Source organism: Heyndrickxia sporothermodurans, assembly GCF_003055045.1.
Lineage (GTDB): Bacteria > Bacillota > Bacilli > Bacillales > Bacillaceae_C > Heyndrickxia > Heyndrickxia sporothermodurans.
In genome coordinates this window covers 1-17,796 of the sequence record NZ_NAZB01000021.1, presented here as the reverse complement: position 1 = coordinate 17,796, position 17,796 = coordinate 1, and the positions used below count along the sequence as shown (strand labels likewise).

Below are 17,796 nucleotides of genomic sequence, written 5' to 3'. Positions count from 1 at the left end.
TAGGGAGATGGTGATTGAACTTGAAGTTTTCGATTACATCAAAAGGAAATGCAAAGTCAAATACGTTGATGCATAAAATTCGTACATATTTACAAGATTTTGGACTTGAGTATGATGAGGCAAAACCTGATATCGTTATTTCGGTTGGTGGGGATGGGACATTGCTTTATGCCTTCCATCGTTATAGTTCAAGGTTAGATAAAACCGCTTTTGTAGGAGTGCATACTGGCCATCTTGGCTTCTATGCAGACTGGGTTCCCGAAGAAATCGAGAAGCTTGTGATAGCGATCGCCAAAACTCCTTATCAGGTTGTTGAATATCCACTTCTTGAAGTAATCATTCGTTATCAGCATGGCGGCAAAGAAACAAGATATTTAGCATTAAACGAGTCGACAGTAAAATGTGTGGAAGGCACTTTAGTCATGGATATTGATGTCCGCGGTCAACATTTTGAACGTTTTCGCGGGGATGGGCTATGTCTTTCAACTCCATCTGGAAGTACTGCTTATAATAAAGCGTTGGGTGGTGCGATCATTCATCCTTCAATAAAGGCGATACAATTAGCGGAGATGGCTTCTATTAATAATAAAGTATTTAGAACAATCGGGTCACCATTGATTTTCCCGGGTCATCATACATGCACGCTTAAACCTGTTCGAGAACAAGATTTCATGATTACCATTGATCATCTAACATTGTTACATAAAGATGTGAAATCGATACAATTCCGTGTTGCTGATGAGAAAGTTCGCTTTGCTCGTTTTCGCCCTTTCCCGTTTTGGAAACGAGTTCATGATTCATTTATTTCAGATTAAAGAGAGGGAGCATGATGGCTTCGTATTCCTTGCAATGGACAATCGTTCAAAAAGATGAAGAGAAAATTATTAGACAATTTTTAAGTGAAAAAGATATTTCACGACGAGCGTTAACAGATATCAAATTCGCTGGTGGTCAAATAACGGTCAACGAGCGTGAAGAAAATGTTTTGTATCAATTAAAATGTGGTGATCGACTTGAGGTTACTTTTCCACCTGAGAAAAGCAGTGAAACATTAATTGGTGAGGATATTCCGATTCAAATTATTTTTGAAGACAAAGACCTGCTAGTTATTGATAAACCTGCATTTATGAATACAATCCCTTCAAGAGAACATCCCCATGGGAGTCTTGCCAATGCATTAATCGGGTATTATCAAAAAAAATCCATTGATGCAACGGTTCATATTGTGACTCGTTTGGATAGAAATACATCCGGTCTAGTTCTTGTGGCGAAGCATCGATATATCCATCATTTGTTAAGTCAAATGCAGCAAAAAAGAATGATTAAACGCACTTATGAGGCATTGGTAGAAGGGGTTTTAAGCAAAGATGATGGAACGATTGATGCACCGATTGGCCGTAAAGAGTCAAGCATTATTGAGAGAGAAGTAAGAGCAGATGGGAAAGCTGCACGCACACATTATCACGTGTTGAAACGTCGTTCGAAGTTTTGTCATATCAGATTGTCGCTTGATACAGGAAGAACGCATCAAATTCGTGTCCATATGTCTTATATTGGTCACCCGCTGTTAGGTGATGATCTTTATGGAGGAAGTACGGATATATATGAGCGGCAAGCCCTGCACTGCAGCAACCTTACTTTTTATCATCCGACTCTAGAAAAGGAAATGAATTTTCATAGTGATTTTCCGTTTGAGGTGTGAAAACAATGGACTTTAGCGTAAAAGGCTAAAGTCCATTGTTTGTTACTCAAAACTCCTAAATTTCTCTTCCACAAAAGGCATCGTAGAATCAACAGAAACAGTCTCCATTTCAGGATAGCGCAGTGCTGTTAACTTTCCACCGAATACAGCACCAGTATCGATATTGACAGTTTTTCCAACAAACCTAGGTTTTTTAACAGGTGTATGTCCATAGACAATCCATGCATCACCAAAGTAATTTTTAGCCCAATCTCTTCTTACTGGTGAGCCATCCTCATGCTTTTCTCCAGTTATATCACCATATAGTACAAACGTTTTAACACTTTTATTGGACAATCCAATATAATCTTCACGAATTCCTGCGTGTGCAATGATTAATTTATTTTCATCGATTATTTGGTACAGTGGTGCCTCTTCATATAATTGCATAAACATTTTTTTATAATGATTTTCCTCTTTTCTTGTGCAGGCCTTTAGCTCAGCAACAGTTGTTTCTAAACCATGCGATATTTGTACATTTCTTCCTAAAAAATAACGATAAAGTTTATTGCAATGATTTCCGGGAACATAATAGGCAAGATTTTTCTCGCGAAGTTTCCATACGGTCTCAATAACTTTTAAAGATTGTGGACCGCGATCAGTGAGATCACCGACAAATCCTAATATTCGATTACCTGGATGAATCGGAATTTCATTTTCAAACTTATATCCTAAAGCAGTCACTAAACGAACAAATTCATCATAACAGCCGTGAATATCCCCAATAATATCAATTTTCATTTTGTATCCTTTCTTTACTAAAGTGATTATTAATTATTTTAAAGATATTTTAAAAAAGTATGTGGAAAACTATATTCAAATTACAATACAAATGGATAAAGTTTTGTTAGGATATGTAGTATGTAATTTTAGAAATGAGGTGATGGTTAGTGGGTGAAAACTCATTGGAGCAAAACGAACTTCATCAGCAGGCGTTATTGAATTCTGCATTAGAAAATAAAGAAATTCACAATTTCCGTGATGAATTTTTAAGCTTACATCCCTATGATCAAGCACAGTTTTTTATTGGCATTGATCCTGTACATAGAAAACAAGTTTATTATTTTTTGTCTCCGGAAGAAATGGCATTTTTATTTGAACAGCTTGAAATTGAGGATGATGAATATCAAAAACTATTATCCGAAATGAATCCTCAATATGCGGCAGATGTCCTTTCTTATATGTTTACCGATAATGCGGTCGATGTGTTAAATCTTCTTGAAAAAGATCAAGTTGCAAGTTACTTAACGATGATGGATCAGAAGGAAGCACAAGAAATTAAAGATTTGCTTCATTATGAAGAATACACTGCCGGTAGTATTATGACAACTGAGTATGTCGCAATCGAGGCAAGTCAAACCGTTCGTTCAGCCATGTTTATTTTAAAGAATGAAGCTGCCAAAGCGGAAATGATTTATTATTTATATGTCGTTGATCATGATAAAAAGCTTGTCGGCGTTATTTCACTTCGCGACTTAATTATTGAAGATGACGATACGATGATTACGGAAATTATGAATGATCGGGTCGTGTTCGTATCGGTCGGTGATGATCAGGAAGATATCGCTAGAAAAATGAAGGATTATAATTTCTTAGCGATTCCAGTAGTGGATTTTCAAAGACATTTATTGGGGATTATAACAATTGATGATATCGTTGATGTCATTGATGAAGAGGCATCAGAAGATTACTCCAAGCTTGCTGCAGTTACTGATATGGATTCTCCAAGTAAAAGTCCGTTTTCAGCAGCAAAGAAAAGATTGCCTTGGCTTATTGTTTTACTTTTTTTGGGGATGTTTACTGCCAGCCTTATTGGCCGTTTTGAAGATACACTGAAACAAGTAGCATTATTAGCTGTTTTTATCCCGTTGATTGGCGGGATGGCAGGTAATACTGGGACACAGGCTCTAGCTGTAGCTGTGAGAGGAATTGCAACTGGAGATGTGAATGAAGAGAGTAAATGGAAACTTATTCTTAGGGAAGCAGGAACAGGACTCATAACAGGTGCTACATGCGGTATTTTGATTATGATTATTGTGTACTTATGGAAAGGGGAACTTTTTCTTGGCCTATTGGTAGGGATATCAATATTGGCTTCATTAGTTGTAGCAACTATGTCAGGTTCGTTAATTCCACTACTTATGGATAAACTAAATATTGACCCTGCGGTTGCATCAGGTCCATTTATTACGACGATAAATGACATTATCTCAATCTTAATTTATTTTGGAATGGCCAATTTATTTATGAGTCATTTAATTTGAAAATTAGTTTTTAAAAAGGGGAGGAACTATGGAAGGATCACTCACATCTGTTGTAATAGTAGTTGTTGCCGCATTTCTTACACCACTTTTATTACATCGCTTCAAGCTTAATGCTATACCGGTTGTAATAGGTGAAATTATCGTTGGATTGATTATTGGGAAAAGTGGCTTTGATTTAATTGAAAAGGATATGTGGCTGCAAACATTATCAACATTAGGGTTTATTTTTCTTATGTTTTTAAGTGGAGTTGAAATTGATTTTTCTGCTTTTTCTGGAGGGAAAAATGCAGCCACCTTGCCGAATGGAAAAAAAGAACCGAATCGATTGAAGGTTGCAACTGTAATCTTTATCGGAATACTTATTATATCTGTATTACTTTCTTACTTATTTGTCTTTGCCGGTTTAGTAGACGATGTATTTTTACTAACATTAATTATTTCCACCATCTCGCTAGGTGTTGTCGTTCCAACATTGAAGGACGCTCACATTATGAAAACAGCTATAGGACAAATCATTCTTCTTATCGCTGTCATCGCTGACCTTGTAACGATGATTTTGTTAACGGTCTACGTATCGCTAACCGGTGGCGGCGGTGGAAACATGTGGCTGCTCTTAATTCTATTTGCTGCTGGTGTTCTGCTCTATTTCATAGGGAGACGATTTAAACAAAAAACATTCTTCGAGAAACTTTCAAGAGGGACGACGCAAATCGGGACTCGAGCAGTTTTTACCCTCATACTTGTTCTAGTCGGTCTTTCAGAATCAGTCGGCGCAGAAAACATTTTAGGGGCATTTCTTGCGGGTACCCTCGTATCTTTATTAGCACCAAATCCAGAAATGGTACGGCAGCTTGATTCTTTCGGGTATGGATTTTTAATTCCGATTTTCTTTGTTATGGTCGGTGTTGATCTTGACCTATGGTCATTATTTAGTGATAAAAAGTTATTAATTTTAATTCCTTTACTCATAATTGCTTTTTTAATATCGAAATTCATCCCGGTCTTCTTACTAAAAAAGTGGTATGACACAAAGACTGTCATTTCATCAGCTTTTTTGCTTACATCAACTTTATCACTGGTTATTGCTGCAGCAAAAATTGCTGAACGTATTGGGGCAATTACAAAAGAAATGAGTGGAATGTTTATTTTAGTAGCGGTTATTACATGCATCATTACACCAATTTTATTTAGAAAATTGTTTCCTCGGGAAAATTTACAAGAAAGAAAACGTAAAGTTTCCTTAGTCGGTGCTAACCAGCTCACTTTACCTGTTACGAGAGAATTAAGCCCGAAATTATATGATGTTACACTATATCATACGAAACTAGATAAAGCGGATAAACAAATTGCTGATTCACTTTTCAAAGTAAAAGAAATAAATGATTATGAAGTAATAACATTGGAAGAAGAAGGAATCTTTACATCGGATATTATTGTATTTATGACCGGAGAGGAAGAGATCAATACACCATTGGCAGTTGAAGCAAAGAATCGCAAAGTGGATCGAGTAATTGCCCGAATTGAGTCACCACAATTACAAGACGAGGTACGTGAACATGATGTAGAAGTATTTTCAACTCTTCTATCTACTCAAGCCTTGCTACGATCACTTATCGAATCACCCGCAGTCATGAGAATATTAACAAATCAGGAAAATTCACTATTTGAAATCAACATGTTAAATAGTCAATTTGAAGGGATGACCCTTCGCAAATTTCCTTTTACTGGTGATGTTATTTTCGTCAGAATCTTTCGCGGCGGTGAATCGATTATTCCACATGGGGATACAGAACTCCATATGAATGATCGGTTGATTGTTACAGGTTCAACGGAATATGTAGATGAACTTAAACGTGAATTAGAATTATGTGAATGGTATTAAATTTAAATATAGACTTTTAATAAGAGAATGAATCATGTAAAATTAGCACTAGGTACTAATAACTTGTGATAAACTTATACATAATCCATTCTAGGAGGAAAATAAAATGAATCTTTCTTTACAAGGGAAAACCTATGTAGTCATGGGAGTTGCGAATAAACGCAGTATTGCTTGGGGAATTGCTCGATCTCTTCATGCAGCAGGAGCACGTTTAATTTTCACATATGGCCGTGAGCGTACGGAAAAAAGTGTAAAGCAGTTAGCTGAAACACTTGAAACGGATAATTCCATTATTCTTCAATGTGATGTGACAAGTGACGAACAAATCCATACATGTTTTAGCAAAATTAAAGAAGAAGTTGGCACTATTCATGGGATCGCTCATTGTGTAGCTTTTGCTAATAAAGAGGAACTCAGTGGAGAGTATTTGAATGTTACACGTGAAGGATTTTTATTGGCGCAAAATATTAGCGCATATTCACTTTCCGCTATCGCTAAAGAAGTGAAAAATTTAGAATTAATGGCTGAGGGAGGAAGTTTCATTACTTTATCCTATCTCGGTGGAGAGCGAGTTATGACGAACTATAACGTGATGGGAGTTGCGAAGGCATCATTAGAGGCAAGTGTAAAATATTTAGCAAGTAATCTTGGTAAATATGGAATTCGTGTAAATTCCATTTCAGCTGGACCGATTCGTACCCTTTCAGCAAAAGGTGTCAGTGACTTCAATACAATTTTAAAAGAAGTAGAGGAAAAATCACCGCTTCGTCGTTGTACAACACCAGAGGAAGTAGGAGATACAGCTGTATTCCTTTTCAGTGATATGGCAAGAGGAATTACTGGAGAAAACATCCATGTTGATTCAGGCTATCATGTAATAGGTTATTAACTAATACTAAATGGTTATTAAAAAGTCTCGTTTCATTAGAAATGAGACTTTTTTCTTTCCCTAAATAATACCCATTATCTTAAATTGGATGATCTACATAGTGACTATCGCACTTACTCATTCTTGTTTTCTTCATATCATAAAGTAACTCAGAATTTCCTTCTATATGTAAATCAAGTAAAAATCCTATCGAAAATAGTACAAATAATGGTTTTTGATAGAATTTCAATAAAAATAGTGAATTGTACCTTTCGAAATAATTTCTCAAACATAATTTGTAAAAGAACATTTTAGAAAGGGGCAACAAAGTGATACAAGACAAAACACCAAAAGTAGCAGTAATCGGTTTAGGGTTTGTAGGGCTTCCATTAACGATGCTATTAGTTTCAAAGGGTTTTAAAGTGATTGGGTTAGATATAGATGTCAAAAAAATTTCATCAATTAAGAATGGGAAAAGCTATATTTCCGATATTAGCAATGAAACCTTAGTAAATGCTCTTCATTCAAATCAATTTAGTGCGACTTCGAATACTGAAGTACTTGAAAAAGTCGATATTATTATTATTTGTGTTCCAACTCCATTAAATGATGACAAATCTCCCAATTTAAACTATGTGCAATCAGCGGCCGAAATGATTCAGAAGAGGATGAAAAAAGGACAATTAATCGTTTTAGAAAGCTCAACCTATCCGGGAACGACAAGGGATATTGTAAAACCAATACTTGAAAAAAGTGGTCTTCTCGTTGGACGGGATTTTCACCTCGCCTATTCTCCTGAGAGAGTAGATCCTGGCAATAAACAATTTGAGTTAGAAAATACGCCAAAAGTAGTTGGGGGAATAACTGTAGATTGCAAAGAAGTGGCAGTTGAACTTTATACGAAGATTTATAGTGATGTAGTCCCCGTTTCATCAACGGAGGCGGCTGAGTTTACAAAGCTATTAGAAAATACCTATCGATTTGTAAACATCTCTTTTATGAATGAAATGGCGATAATGTGTAATGAAATAGGTGTCAATCTATGGGAAGTTATCGATGCAGCAAGTACAAAGCCTTATGGATATCATCCTTTTTATCCAGGTCCAGGAATAAGTGGACATTGCATTCCGGTTGATCCGCTTTATTTACAATTTATCATGAAACAAAAAGGTTTATCTAGCCAGTTTATACATTTATCCGATCAAATGAATAAAGACATAGTTGATTTTATCGTTCATCGTACTTTTGAGATCGCCGAAAAAGAAAAACCATCTGTCCTTATTTATGGATTGACTTACAAAAAGGATATTAGTGATATAAGAGATTCACGAGCGATAGATATTTTCGCACAATTAATCGAAAAAGGGGCACAGGTTGCTTATCATGATCCATTTATACCAGAAGTTGAAATTAGTGGTGAAAGAAAACAATGCATTGCCCTAGATCCCCAATCAATAAGCGAAAATGATATCGTCCTTATTTTAACAGATCATTCGGAAATACCATCCGACTTAATCGCAAAACATGCTAAGGCAATCTATGATACTAGAGCCGTTTATAAGGATGATTCATTAAGTAAAGGGAACATCAAGCAACTAGGAAATGGATTACTAGTATAGGATTTGTTAAGTTCAGTATTGCTGTTAACACCATGTTGATTGGAGCGGATAGTAGAATAATTTAGAAAGGACGATGGTGAGTATGGAAAATAATTCGATACTAAAAGATACGATTCAAACCGTTCGACAAGAGATAAAAACAATGACTAATCAAATCACGAGCCAAATTACTAATAATATTTCACAAGGATTCGAGGCTTTTTCATGGCAACTTCCCCGAACAAAAGCTGCAGCAATAACTTCTAAAATAAAAGAATTCCAAGTTGATCCACAAATTGTAGAGAGATTTTTAAAAAGAAAAAATGAATTAAAAGCAATAATTGAAAACATGGCTAATGAGAAACTGCCTGTAAATAAACAAACTATAGCCAATATATTAGACGGTAAAATTGACTTGCGCGACATAGCAAAAATATTCAAAAATGATAAATTAAACGTTGTTAAATCGGTTGTAGCCAAATTTTTAATCAGTAGAAATGAAATGAATACATTAGTAAAAACAATTGATAAAAACGAAGTCCGAGAATCAACCAAAATGGATAAACTATTGAATAAAGATAGTGTAAATGTAAGTGAATTAAAGAAACAACTTAACTCATTGGTTGATCGACAAATACAAATAGAAACATCATCAGGCACTATTTCCGGGACATTATTATCGGTGGAACAGGATTATATTATCGTTGGATACACTACCCTTATTCCTCTTAACCGAATTGAAGCAGTTTATGAATTGTCGGGGAGGGAAGACTAATGCCTGAAGAATATTTTATTAATGAATTAGCATCCTATATCGGGTCCGACATAGAAATTAATACGAATAGGGATGCTATTGATGGATTATTGGAAGAAGTTAGAGGTAAACGTGTTACAATTGTTGAATTGGTCGATTACAATTCAAAGAAGCATACGGATTTTTCAATAGACGAAATAAACTTTGTTCGTATTCTTTAATTTCATAGCATATTTTATTTTTTCAAAAAATCATTCTGCTTTTGGAATGATTTTTTTTGTTTTGTTAAACTTGGTTGTTAATTTCTACTCTATGTTAAAACATAGATAAAAATAGGGCAGGGTAGCTGCACGGTTAAACGTTGAAATACATACTCTGTATACAGAGAGGGCATTTTCAAAACGAATGTTAAAAGTGTAGGTAAAGGAGACCAATAACTATGTCAAATACGTCCACTGGCTATCTAACTGCCGAGGAACTTTCTATTCAAAACCATATATGTGTATTACCTTGCGGTGACTTATCCGAAGTTGATACGATCGACTGGTCGAAAGAGGATTTAGAACATTACCAATATTATTTCGTTGATGGCAAACCAGTTGACAAAATGTTCCGTGCTTTTATATTTAATCCTATTCAAATGAGGAAAGATTATTTTATCCATGTCATGCATACAGGGATTGGGAAGCCAGCCAGAAATAATGATTGGCAAATGGCAATTGATCATTTATTTAAGGAAAATGTAAATTTTAGCGCATTAGCACAAAATACGAAGAAGGGAGACACAACAGATATTTGGGTTACGATCCCTTACCCTAACCCATTACAAGAAAACTTCGGTAAAGTTCTAGGCAACAAGCTAGATTTTTCTAACGAGACTGATCAAATAAAGGCGATTCAATGGTGGATTGATAGTTTTATCATGCGATGGGAAAAAGAAACTCACCTACATGATACATTATCATTTAAAGGGTTTGTATGGCAAAGAAGCTCAATTAATGAAGGTGATGAAAATTTAGTAAAAGAAACAAATGATTACATCCATAATCGCGGCTTCCTTTCACTATGGTTATTTAATTATGGTTCATCAGGATGTTTGGCATGGAGTGATTTCAAATTTGATGCCGCATGTGCAAATCCTAACTATTATGGAAATACCAACATAGATATAAGCTGGATTAAAAATAGTACAGCTTTTGCTAGTCATTACCATACGGGTATGCAAATTATTTATGGCAAAGGCAAATTATTTAATGATACCCATATATATGACTATTTGAATTTAGGAGTAAGTCATGGATATATGAATAATAGTTTAGTAGTCTTTCAATTTCCAAACCAAACGATGAAGATGATTTACGACAATGATCGTATTGCGTATGTCCATATATACTCTTTTATAAAGAAAATTTATCAACATTACTCATATCCTGGGATTTCCTATTAATCGTTTTTGAAATGAAAAAAGCACCCTGCTTGTAAGATTTTCTTCTAACAAATCAGGTTGCTTTTTTTGTTTTGATAGATTTTCATAGCTGGGCATAGATAGCTAGAAGCTGATCGGCAATAATGTGATGATCATGTACTCTAGATACATAATCCCTTCCGAGTATTCCTAATTGTTGCCGTAAAATTGGATTGTCTAATAATAATTTTACTTGATCGTATAGATTGTCGGGATTTGCATTGACAATTGGTAAATCTTCAGGGAAAGTACTGATAAGATCTGGACGTATATAAGTAACTACTGGCTTACCAAGCGCCATAGACTCAACACTTAATAGCCCATATGATCCACAAAGAACTTGATCAATAATGATATCCGCTTCCTCATAAAGCTTAATAACTTCTTTATGATTCATTCCTTCAATTCTTCTATAGTCAAAATTATGGGTTTTCCTCAATTCTTCTATAACATTCTCTATAAAAGCCGTTCCTTTAAAATAGGGGTTTGTTGGTGCGTGTAAAATTAAAGGTTTTTCCTTTGTGACTTGTGGAAAACGTGGGGTGAATTGACTTAAATTTATAGCAATGGGAACGACATGAACTTTATCATAATAATCCTTTACATATTCATATACTTCGTAATCTTGCACGATGGCTTCTTTTATATGAGCAGAAAGTTTTGTTAGCACCTGATCAATTACATCATTTGGAGGGGAATCCCACGTATTTACGTACGGGTTATTCACTTTTGCCTTGTCATGGAATCTTACATCATTTCCCCAGTGGTGCATCAGCATTTTTTTATTTTTCTTTTGAATGAGAGGTAGATCTTCAAAAGAAGGATTTAATGTTTTAGCGTAATGAAAATGGAAAATATCAAAGTATTCTATAAGCTCTTCCTGTTTTTCTGAGAGGTAATCAAAATTCGTATTTATGAGGTAGTCTTCATAACCTAAATACGAAAAATAGGTATTGTAGCCGATAGAATAGTGGCCTTTTTTTTGCAATGCATCACTTAAAATCCCCATTTGACCTGCAATTTCTACTGTCCCATGAAAAATTTTCATCATGTTTCACCTCGTTTTAGCCATGCAAATGTTTTAGTTAGACCAGAGTGGATATCATTCGTACATTTCCAACCTAAATCGATTAATTTATTGTTATCCAGACATCTCCTTTGAACAATATCAACATCTCTCTTTGCTCCAAATTGGAGTGCTACATGTTCTAAACCGCAAATCCCACTAATTTCTTCAGCGAGCTCAATTACACTTGTTTCTTTTCCAGTACTTACATTATATACCTGACCGATTGCTTTATTTTGTGTAGCAGCTAAAACGATCGCTTCTAAAGCATCATCGATGTAAGTGAAATCCCTAGTTTGCTTTCCATCTCCAAAAATAGTCATTGGTTTCCCGTGTTTAGCTGAGTCAAAAAATTTAGCCACAACTCCGCAATAAGGATTACTTATTAATTGGCCTGGTCCATACACATTTGATAAGCGAAGTATGGTAACTGGTAAACTATATATATGGTGATATACATGGCAATAATGTTCTGTTGAAAATTTACTAGCTGAATAGGGAAGTTTGATATTATAATAGGATTCCGGGGTTGGCAGAATTGTTGCATTTCCATAGACAGATGCCGTAGACGTATAAATAAATCTTTTTAATTTAGGTGATAAGCTCTGCGATTTTTGGAGTAATAATAAACCACCATATAGATTGGTTTCAAAATCATCCCGTATGTTGTTATAGGATAAGACGAGGTTTTTACATGCTAAATGAAAAATGTAATCTACTTTTGGAAGCACCTCATCTAAAATATCTTCGTTTGTTATACTGTCATGATAAAATGTTATTTTTGAATCTTTAGGTATTGAAGATCGATTACCTGTAGACAGGTCATCGATAATATAAATATGATCGGATAAAGGAAGCATTTTCTGTACTAATTGTGATCCTAAAAATCCCGCTCCGCCAGTAATTAATATCTTACCGAAATTCATTCCGATCCTCCTTCATTTTTCATATTTGCTGTAGAAAAACTGTTTAATGGAAGATCAATCACCTTTTTTGTTAAATATGATTGATAAATAGCAAAAATAGTTTCTAGCGCCTTTTTTCCTTCATATCCATCAATAAGTAGTTTTTCATCTCCATATTGTACGGTGTGAATAAAATTTTCGTACATATATACTTGTTCGTTATTATCTTTCAATAGTTCATTTAGATGTTCATAATCCGTTTCTTCATCAACGATATACCATCGGCTTATTTGATTTAATGAAGGTCCTTCTAAAGAAATACAGCCTTTTTCGCCGAATATTGATAGTTGATAGCCTAAATTTTTTGGTTGAGTGATCACATTTGCTTCGATTAATCCTTTTGCCTTGTTTGAAAAGGTAAGGACGCCAAGGGCGATATCTTCCGTTTCTTTTGTCTTCGAAAAAGAAGAAATATCACCATACACTTTTTCTACATCCCCTAAAAACCATTGCATTAAATCAATCAGATGAATCCCTTGGTTTACGAGCATTCCGCCATCATTTTCCCAATCACCGCGCCAAGGAGCTGATGCATAGTAATCAGGTGAACGGTTTAGTCGAATGGATACGATACCTAAATACGGTTTTCCGATTTTCCCATCTTGAATCACCTGTTTTATTTTTTTCATGATGGGCTTAAATCGCATTTGATGACAAACGACAATTTTACATTGGTTCGCCTTTGCTAGTTGATTCAATTCATCTGCCTCTTTAAGGGATAATGTCATTGGTTTTTCGAGAATCACATGTTTTCCCGCAATTAACGCAATTTTAGCGATTTCAGCATGAAGACCTGAAATCGTACAAATGACAACTGCATCTACTTCATCACTTTCTATCAATTCGGTGTAGTTTTCATAAAGATGTATTGGATGATGTTCATTTGCAAGGTTTGTATATTGAAGAGCAGCTTCCTTCATTCTATCTTTTTGAAGGTCGCTAACTGCAACGAGTTTGGCATCTTTACATGTCGCTAAAGACTCTATATGACGTTTGGAAATATATCCGCAACCAATTATCCCAAAATGAATAGTCACTTTATCCCTTCACCTCATTTAATAGCACATCTATCACATAATTTTGATCTTCTTCTGATAGAAAAGGAGACATAGGAAGTGCAAATAATGTTTTTGAGAGTGATTCAGCTATTGGGAAATCGCCATACTTGTACGGTAAATGCGAGTACACATCTTGTAAATGCAGACAAAGCGGATAATATATTCCCGATTGAATATTATTTGCTTGTAATAACTTCAAAAATTTCTCGCGATTATCTGAACCTACACAAAATAAATGATAGATGTGGGAGCAATCAGTTTTTACAATTGGAAGTTTTAGCGTATTTGTTTGTGAAAGTTTTTCATAATACCGTTTTGCTACATCATTTCTTTTGCTGTTCCAGTGATCTATTTTGTTTAGGATTACTAATAAAATAGCAGCATGTATTTCATCCAGTCGACTATTGTAACCAATAGAATCATGGAAATACTTTTTCGTTGTTCCATGTGTACGAAGCTTTCTTATTTGCTTGGCTAAGCCTAAATCAGAAGTGGTAATGATGCCTCCATCCCCAAGTGTACCTAGATTTTTGGTAGGGAAAAAAGAAAAGCACGCAGCATCACCTAAGGAACCAACTGGAGCCCCTTTATAGGTGGCCCCAAATGCTTGACAGGCATCTTCAATAACGATTAAGTTATGTTTCTTTGCAATTTTCATTATTTCATCCATATCCGCTGATTGACCAAATAAATGTACTGGAATAATTGCCTTTGTTGCGGAAGTGATTTTTTCTTCAATCTTTAAAGGATCAATATTGTACGATTCCGGATCTACGTCTACAAATACCGGGGTAGCCCCTACACGGGATATTGCTTCAGCGCTTGCGAAAAAAGTAAATGGAGAGGTGATTACTTCATCCCCGGCACTAATTCCATAAGCATCCAATGTTAAAACTAAAGCATCTGTTCCATTACCAACAGCGATTGCATCTAACGTACCAAGTTTATTAGAAATCTTTTTTTCTAATTCATCAACTTTAGGGCCAAGAACATATTGACCGCTTTCTAGAACATTTTCAATTTCTTGTAATATTTCTGTTTTAACAGAAAAAAATTGCTTTTTTAAATCTATTAATTGAATCATTATTTTCCTCCTTACTTTTGATGTCATCATCATATCTTATGTTAGTATTGATTTCGTCGTAACGGCATGTAAACTAGAATAATTACATTATTAAATTAAGTGAAATACAAGAAATTTGCTGATAATACAAAAAACTACCATAGGAATGGCAGCTAAAAAAGTTTTGTGTTTATTTTTGATTAATTCCCAGCTTTTTCTCGAGTAACTTTTTATTATGCAGGATTCTCTCGTCTTTTGGACGAAAATCATATGCTTTTTCATTATGTTCGTACGATTTTTGGAAATCTCCTAGATTATAATAACAAACGCACATTTGCAAATGCGGGTACCAAGTATAATAAGCAGGGTAGGAGAAACTCCATTGATTAGAGTCAGGTTCTGATTTCGTAGCGATATCATACCAAAATACTGCCGGAATATATTCTTTTTTTCTTTGGAAATTGTAACCAATTCTACTGCATGTCTCCGGGCGTGGTGTTTTCGAATACTCGAATGATTGAAATAAGCTCTTTAGCTCATTATCCAAATCCCCTAAAAAACGATAGCAATCCGCTTTATTAATACAAGCATATACTTTGTCTTCGATCCAACCCGACTTTAACGCAATATTTTTGTTATAACTTTCAATTGCTTTTTCATAATGTCCATTTTCTCTTAGTTCATTCCCATAATAAAAATAATCTCTTGCTGAAAAGATATCTCCTCTATCAATTTTTGTTTGATAAATATTGAGGTTACGTCCTGTAGAATGGCTGATTTTTTTATGTGTTACTGATATATCTGAATTAATTACCTTTCCATATACCTCAAGGTAATTATGACAATCGCCCTTCCATATAAAATTTTTTTCCGTTTTAATCAGACGATTTCTACGATAACGCAGTGTAACATTTCCATATTCATCTGTACCTGCATTATAGAACATGGAAACGGAATCAACAGATGGATCTAAGGATTGTTTTAATTCTTTTAACTTTTTTTGATCTTCTTCTAATAAAACATCATCCGCATCAAGATAAAGAATATATTCTTTCGTTGCATATTTAAAAGACTCATTTCTAGCATCTGCAAAATTCCCCGTCCATTCAAAAAAATATACGCGATCGGTATATTCTTTAGCAATTTCAACTGTTCGATCAGTGGATCCTGTATCGACAATATTGATTTCATCGACAATGTCTTTGACCGTATCTAATCCTCTTGCAAGTACGTCTTCTTCGTTTTTTACAATCATACAAAGGCTTATCGTTACCAAAAAAAGCAACTCCTTTTGAATTATTATTAGTTCCATATATTAGTTTACTCAATACCAAAATGAATGTTTGGATTGGAACCTATGAATAGTAGGAAAGGGCTTTAGAAGGCGGTTTTCTTATTAACATATATCAAATTAGACATTAGACAGTTTCTTACCGGAATATAAATCATAAGGTATTAGTGGGATTTAAATTAATACTCTAGAGGGGCAATTAAAAGGAGGACTAAAATGAGTGAAAAAGAAAATTTAATATTAAAAACTTTACATGACAATGATCTAATTCTTGCAAATAAGCTCCTTAAGCAATATGAATCTGAACAAATAAACCAATCATCTTATTATTTTTTAAATGCATGTTTTTTTATTAAAAAAGGAAATTTAACAAACGGATGGCTATGGTTATGGAGGGGACTAGAATTATTTCCAGAGGATAAAAAATTATTATATTTAATGTGGATGATATCTCAACTTTTAGGAAGGAGAGGACAAGAACAAGTTTATAAGGAAAAAAAAGAGTTACTTAATAATAATATCGAAATAGCTTTTCAATTACCTTTCGATCTTGATTCTTATGAAAAAGTAAATATACAGAGTAGCTTTTCTGTCCTTCAAGGAAGTATGGAAATTGCTAATCAAATGAATACATTATCGCAGGGTTTAAAAAGACTTGGAATTAGCTCACATACATTAAACTATTATCCTTACTACTTAAACTATGTTTCCGATTATGAATGGTCCTTAATTGGTCAACGGAGTACACCTACCATCAATACACAATTGAGAAAGTTGACAGAAGAATTCTTGCTAAATTACGACGTTTTTCATTTTCATTGGGGAACAAGCCTGACACTGGATTGGTCCGATATTCCGATATTAAAAGCATCAGAAAAGGAAATAGTTATGCAGCATTGGGGAAGTGATGTACGTCTAATTTCAGAAGCGAAAAAATTAAATCCTTATGCATTAGTTAAAAATGCAAATGAGGATCTTATTAAATGGAATCTACAAAAACTTTCACAGCAAATAAAACATTGTGTAGTATTTGATATGGAACTGTACCATTATGTTAAAGATTATTATGAAAATGTATCAGTCATTCCAGCAATGGTAGATATGGACCAGTACCAGCCTTCTGTAAATGAGAAGAAAAAGAATAAATTACTCATTGCTCATGCCCCAACTTCCCCCTATATAAAAGGAACCCAATATATATTAAAAGCTATAGAATCTTTAAAAGACCAATATAACTTTGATTTTATTACGGTTCAGGGAAAGAGCCATGAAGAAGCTATACAAATTTATAGAGAGGCTGATCTTATAATTGATCAACTCCATATTGGGAGCTATGGGCTTTTTGCGATTGAAACAATGGCGATGTCTAAACCAGTAATTTGTTGGATTAGTGATTATATGAAAGAAAACTACCCAAAAGACCTTCCGATTATAATAGCTAATCCCGATACGATAAAAGATTGTATTGAAAATGCACTTAAAAACTTAGATATGCTTCCCGAAATAGGCAAAAGAGGGAGGGCATATGTAGAAAAAAATCATGACATGGTTAAAAATAGTAAACAAATGCTTTCATTGTATAGGACAATTCAAAAAAATTAATGTTCAAAGTCATTACTTCTTTTTTAAAAAGGTAATGACTTTTTGTGTAGGTATATAATTTTATAAGTATAAAAAGACTTGTAGAAAAAATTCTCTACAAGTCTTTTGTTAAATCACTTTATTAGAAACACTAAATAACCACAAATACACATTATGGTCCAGTAGGCCCAGTTACGCCA

16 protein-coding genes are annotated in these 17,796 nt (G+C 34.4%); 10 read left to right on the top strand and 6 right to left on the bottom strand.

Going from position 1 to position 17,796, the window contains the following annotated elements; genetic code table 11:
• Positions 1-20: 20 nt before the first annotated feature.
• Together B5V89_RS09975 and B5V89_RS09970 are read left to right on the top strand one after the other, a co-directional pair.
• Positions 21-815 carry an NAD kinase gene (locus tag B5V89_RS09975; RefSeq protein ID WP_108071972.1) on the top strand — a complete coding sequence of 265 codons (795 nt, stop codon included), beginning with the start codon at positions 21-23 and terminating at the stop codon, positions 813-815.
• A 14-nt stretch (positions 816-829) separates the two neighbouring features.
• The gene (locus B5V89_RS09970; protein ID WP_108071772.1) at positions 830-1,702 is read left to right on the top strand and encodes an RluA family pseudouridine synthase; all 873 of its coding nucleotides are present in this window, start codon (positions 830-832) and stop codon (positions 1,700-1,702) included.
• 42 nt (positions 1,703-1,744) lie between these two features.
• On the opposite strand, the gene prpE is transcribed toward B5V89_RS09970, so the two are convergent.
• Positions 1,745-2,482: a bis(5'-nucleosyl)-tetraphosphatase PrpE gene (prpE, locus tag B5V89_RS09965; protein ID WP_107920357.1), complete on the bottom strand. Its 738-nt coding sequence runs from the start codon at positions 2,480-2,482 to the stop codon at positions 1,745-1,747.
• A 164-nt stretch (positions 2,483-2,646) separates the two neighbouring features.
• On the opposite strand from prpE, the gene mgtE reads away from it, so the two are divergent.
• From mgtE to B5V89_RS09930, 7 genes are all read left to right on the top strand, one after another.
• A complete protein-coding gene (gene mgtE / locus B5V89_RS09960) occupies positions 2,647-4,005 on the top strand; it encodes a magnesium transporter (protein ID WP_244913481.1) in 1,359 nt (452 codons plus the stop codon).
• A 28-nt stretch (positions 4,006-4,033) separates the two neighbouring features.
• Positions 4,034-5,887, top strand: a complete 1,854-nt coding sequence (locus B5V89_RS09955) for a monovalent cation:proton antiporter family protein (RefSeq protein ID WP_108071768.1) — start codon at positions 4,034-4,036, stop codon at positions 5,885-5,887.
• A 106-nt stretch (positions 5,888-5,993) separates the two neighbouring features.
• A complete protein-coding gene (gene fabI / locus B5V89_RS09950) occupies positions 5,994-6,776 on the top strand; it encodes an enoyl-ACP reductase FabI (protein ID WP_107920354.1) in 783 nt (260 codons plus the stop codon).
• Between the two features lie 308 nt (positions 6,777-7,084).
• Positions 7,085-8,374: a nucleotide sugar dehydrogenase gene (locus tag B5V89_RS09945; protein ID WP_244913480.1), complete on the top strand. Its 1,290-nt coding sequence runs from the start codon at positions 7,085-7,087 to the stop codon at positions 8,372-8,374.
• Between the two features lie 82 nt (positions 8,375-8,456).
• A complete protein-coding gene (locus B5V89_RS09940; RefSeq protein ID WP_108071766.1) occupies positions 8,457-9,128 on the top strand; it encodes a hypothetical protein in 672 nt (223 codons plus the stop codon).
• Positions 9,128-9,328, top strand: a complete 201-nt coding sequence (locus B5V89_RS09935) for a DUF2642 domain-containing protein (protein WP_107920352.1) — start codon at positions 9,128-9,130, stop codon at positions 9,326-9,328. The genes B5V89_RS09940 and B5V89_RS09935 overlap by 1 nt, the downstream gene beginning before the upstream one ends.
• A 218-nt stretch (positions 9,329-9,546) precedes the next feature.
• Positions 9,547-10,554, top strand: coding sequence for a DUF4855 domain-containing protein (locus B5V89_RS09930; RefSeq protein WP_108071764.1), 1,008 nt, complete (start codon positions 9,547-9,549; stop codon positions 10,552-10,554).
• An 82-nt stretch (positions 10,555-10,636) separates the two neighbouring features.
• Here B5V89_RS09930 and B5V89_RS09925 read toward each other — a convergent pair whose 3' ends face one another.
• From B5V89_RS09925 to B5V89_RS09905, 5 genes are all read right to left on the bottom strand, one after another.
• Positions 10,637-11,620 (bottom strand): glycosyltransferase family protein, encoded by a 984-nt coding sequence (locus B5V89_RS09925; protein ID WP_066235774.1) that lies wholly within the window; start codon positions 11,618-11,620, stop codon positions 10,637-10,639.
• Positions 11,620-12,564, bottom strand: coding sequence for an NAD-dependent epimerase/dehydratase family protein (locus B5V89_RS09920; RefSeq protein ID WP_066235775.1), 945 nt, complete (start codon positions 12,562-12,564; stop codon positions 11,620-11,622). Before B5V89_RS09920 ends, B5V89_RS09925 begins: the two co-directional genes overlap by 1 nt.
• Positions 12,561-13,640: a Gfo/Idh/MocA family protein gene (locus B5V89_RS09915; RefSeq protein WP_066235776.1), complete on the bottom strand. Its 1,080-nt coding sequence runs from the start codon at positions 13,638-13,640 to the stop codon at positions 12,561-12,563. The genes B5V89_RS09920 and B5V89_RS09915 overlap by 4 nt, the downstream gene beginning before the upstream one ends.
• Before the next feature lies 1 nt (position 13,641).
• Entirely contained in the window at positions 13,642-14,745 is a 1,104-nt protein-coding gene (locus B5V89_RS09910; protein WP_107920348.1) for a DegT/DnrJ/EryC1/StrS family aminotransferase, read from the bottom strand.
• A gap of 169 nt (positions 14,746-14,914) precedes the next feature.
• Positions 14,915-16,000 carry a glycosyltransferase gene (locus tag B5V89_RS09905; protein ID WP_066235778.1) on the bottom strand — a complete coding sequence of 362 codons (1,086 nt, stop codon included), beginning with the start codon at positions 15,998-16,000 and terminating at the stop codon, positions 14,915-14,917.
• A 231-nt stretch (positions 16,001-16,231) separates the two neighbouring features.
• Here B5V89_RS09905 and B5V89_RS09900 point away from each other — a divergent pair, with 231 nt between their 5' ends.
• A complete protein-coding gene (locus B5V89_RS09900; protein WP_066235779.1) occupies positions 16,232-17,617 on the top strand; it encodes a glycosyltransferase in 1,386 nt (461 codons plus the stop codon).
• The last annotated feature ends 179 nt before the right edge of the window (positions 17,618-17,796 follow it).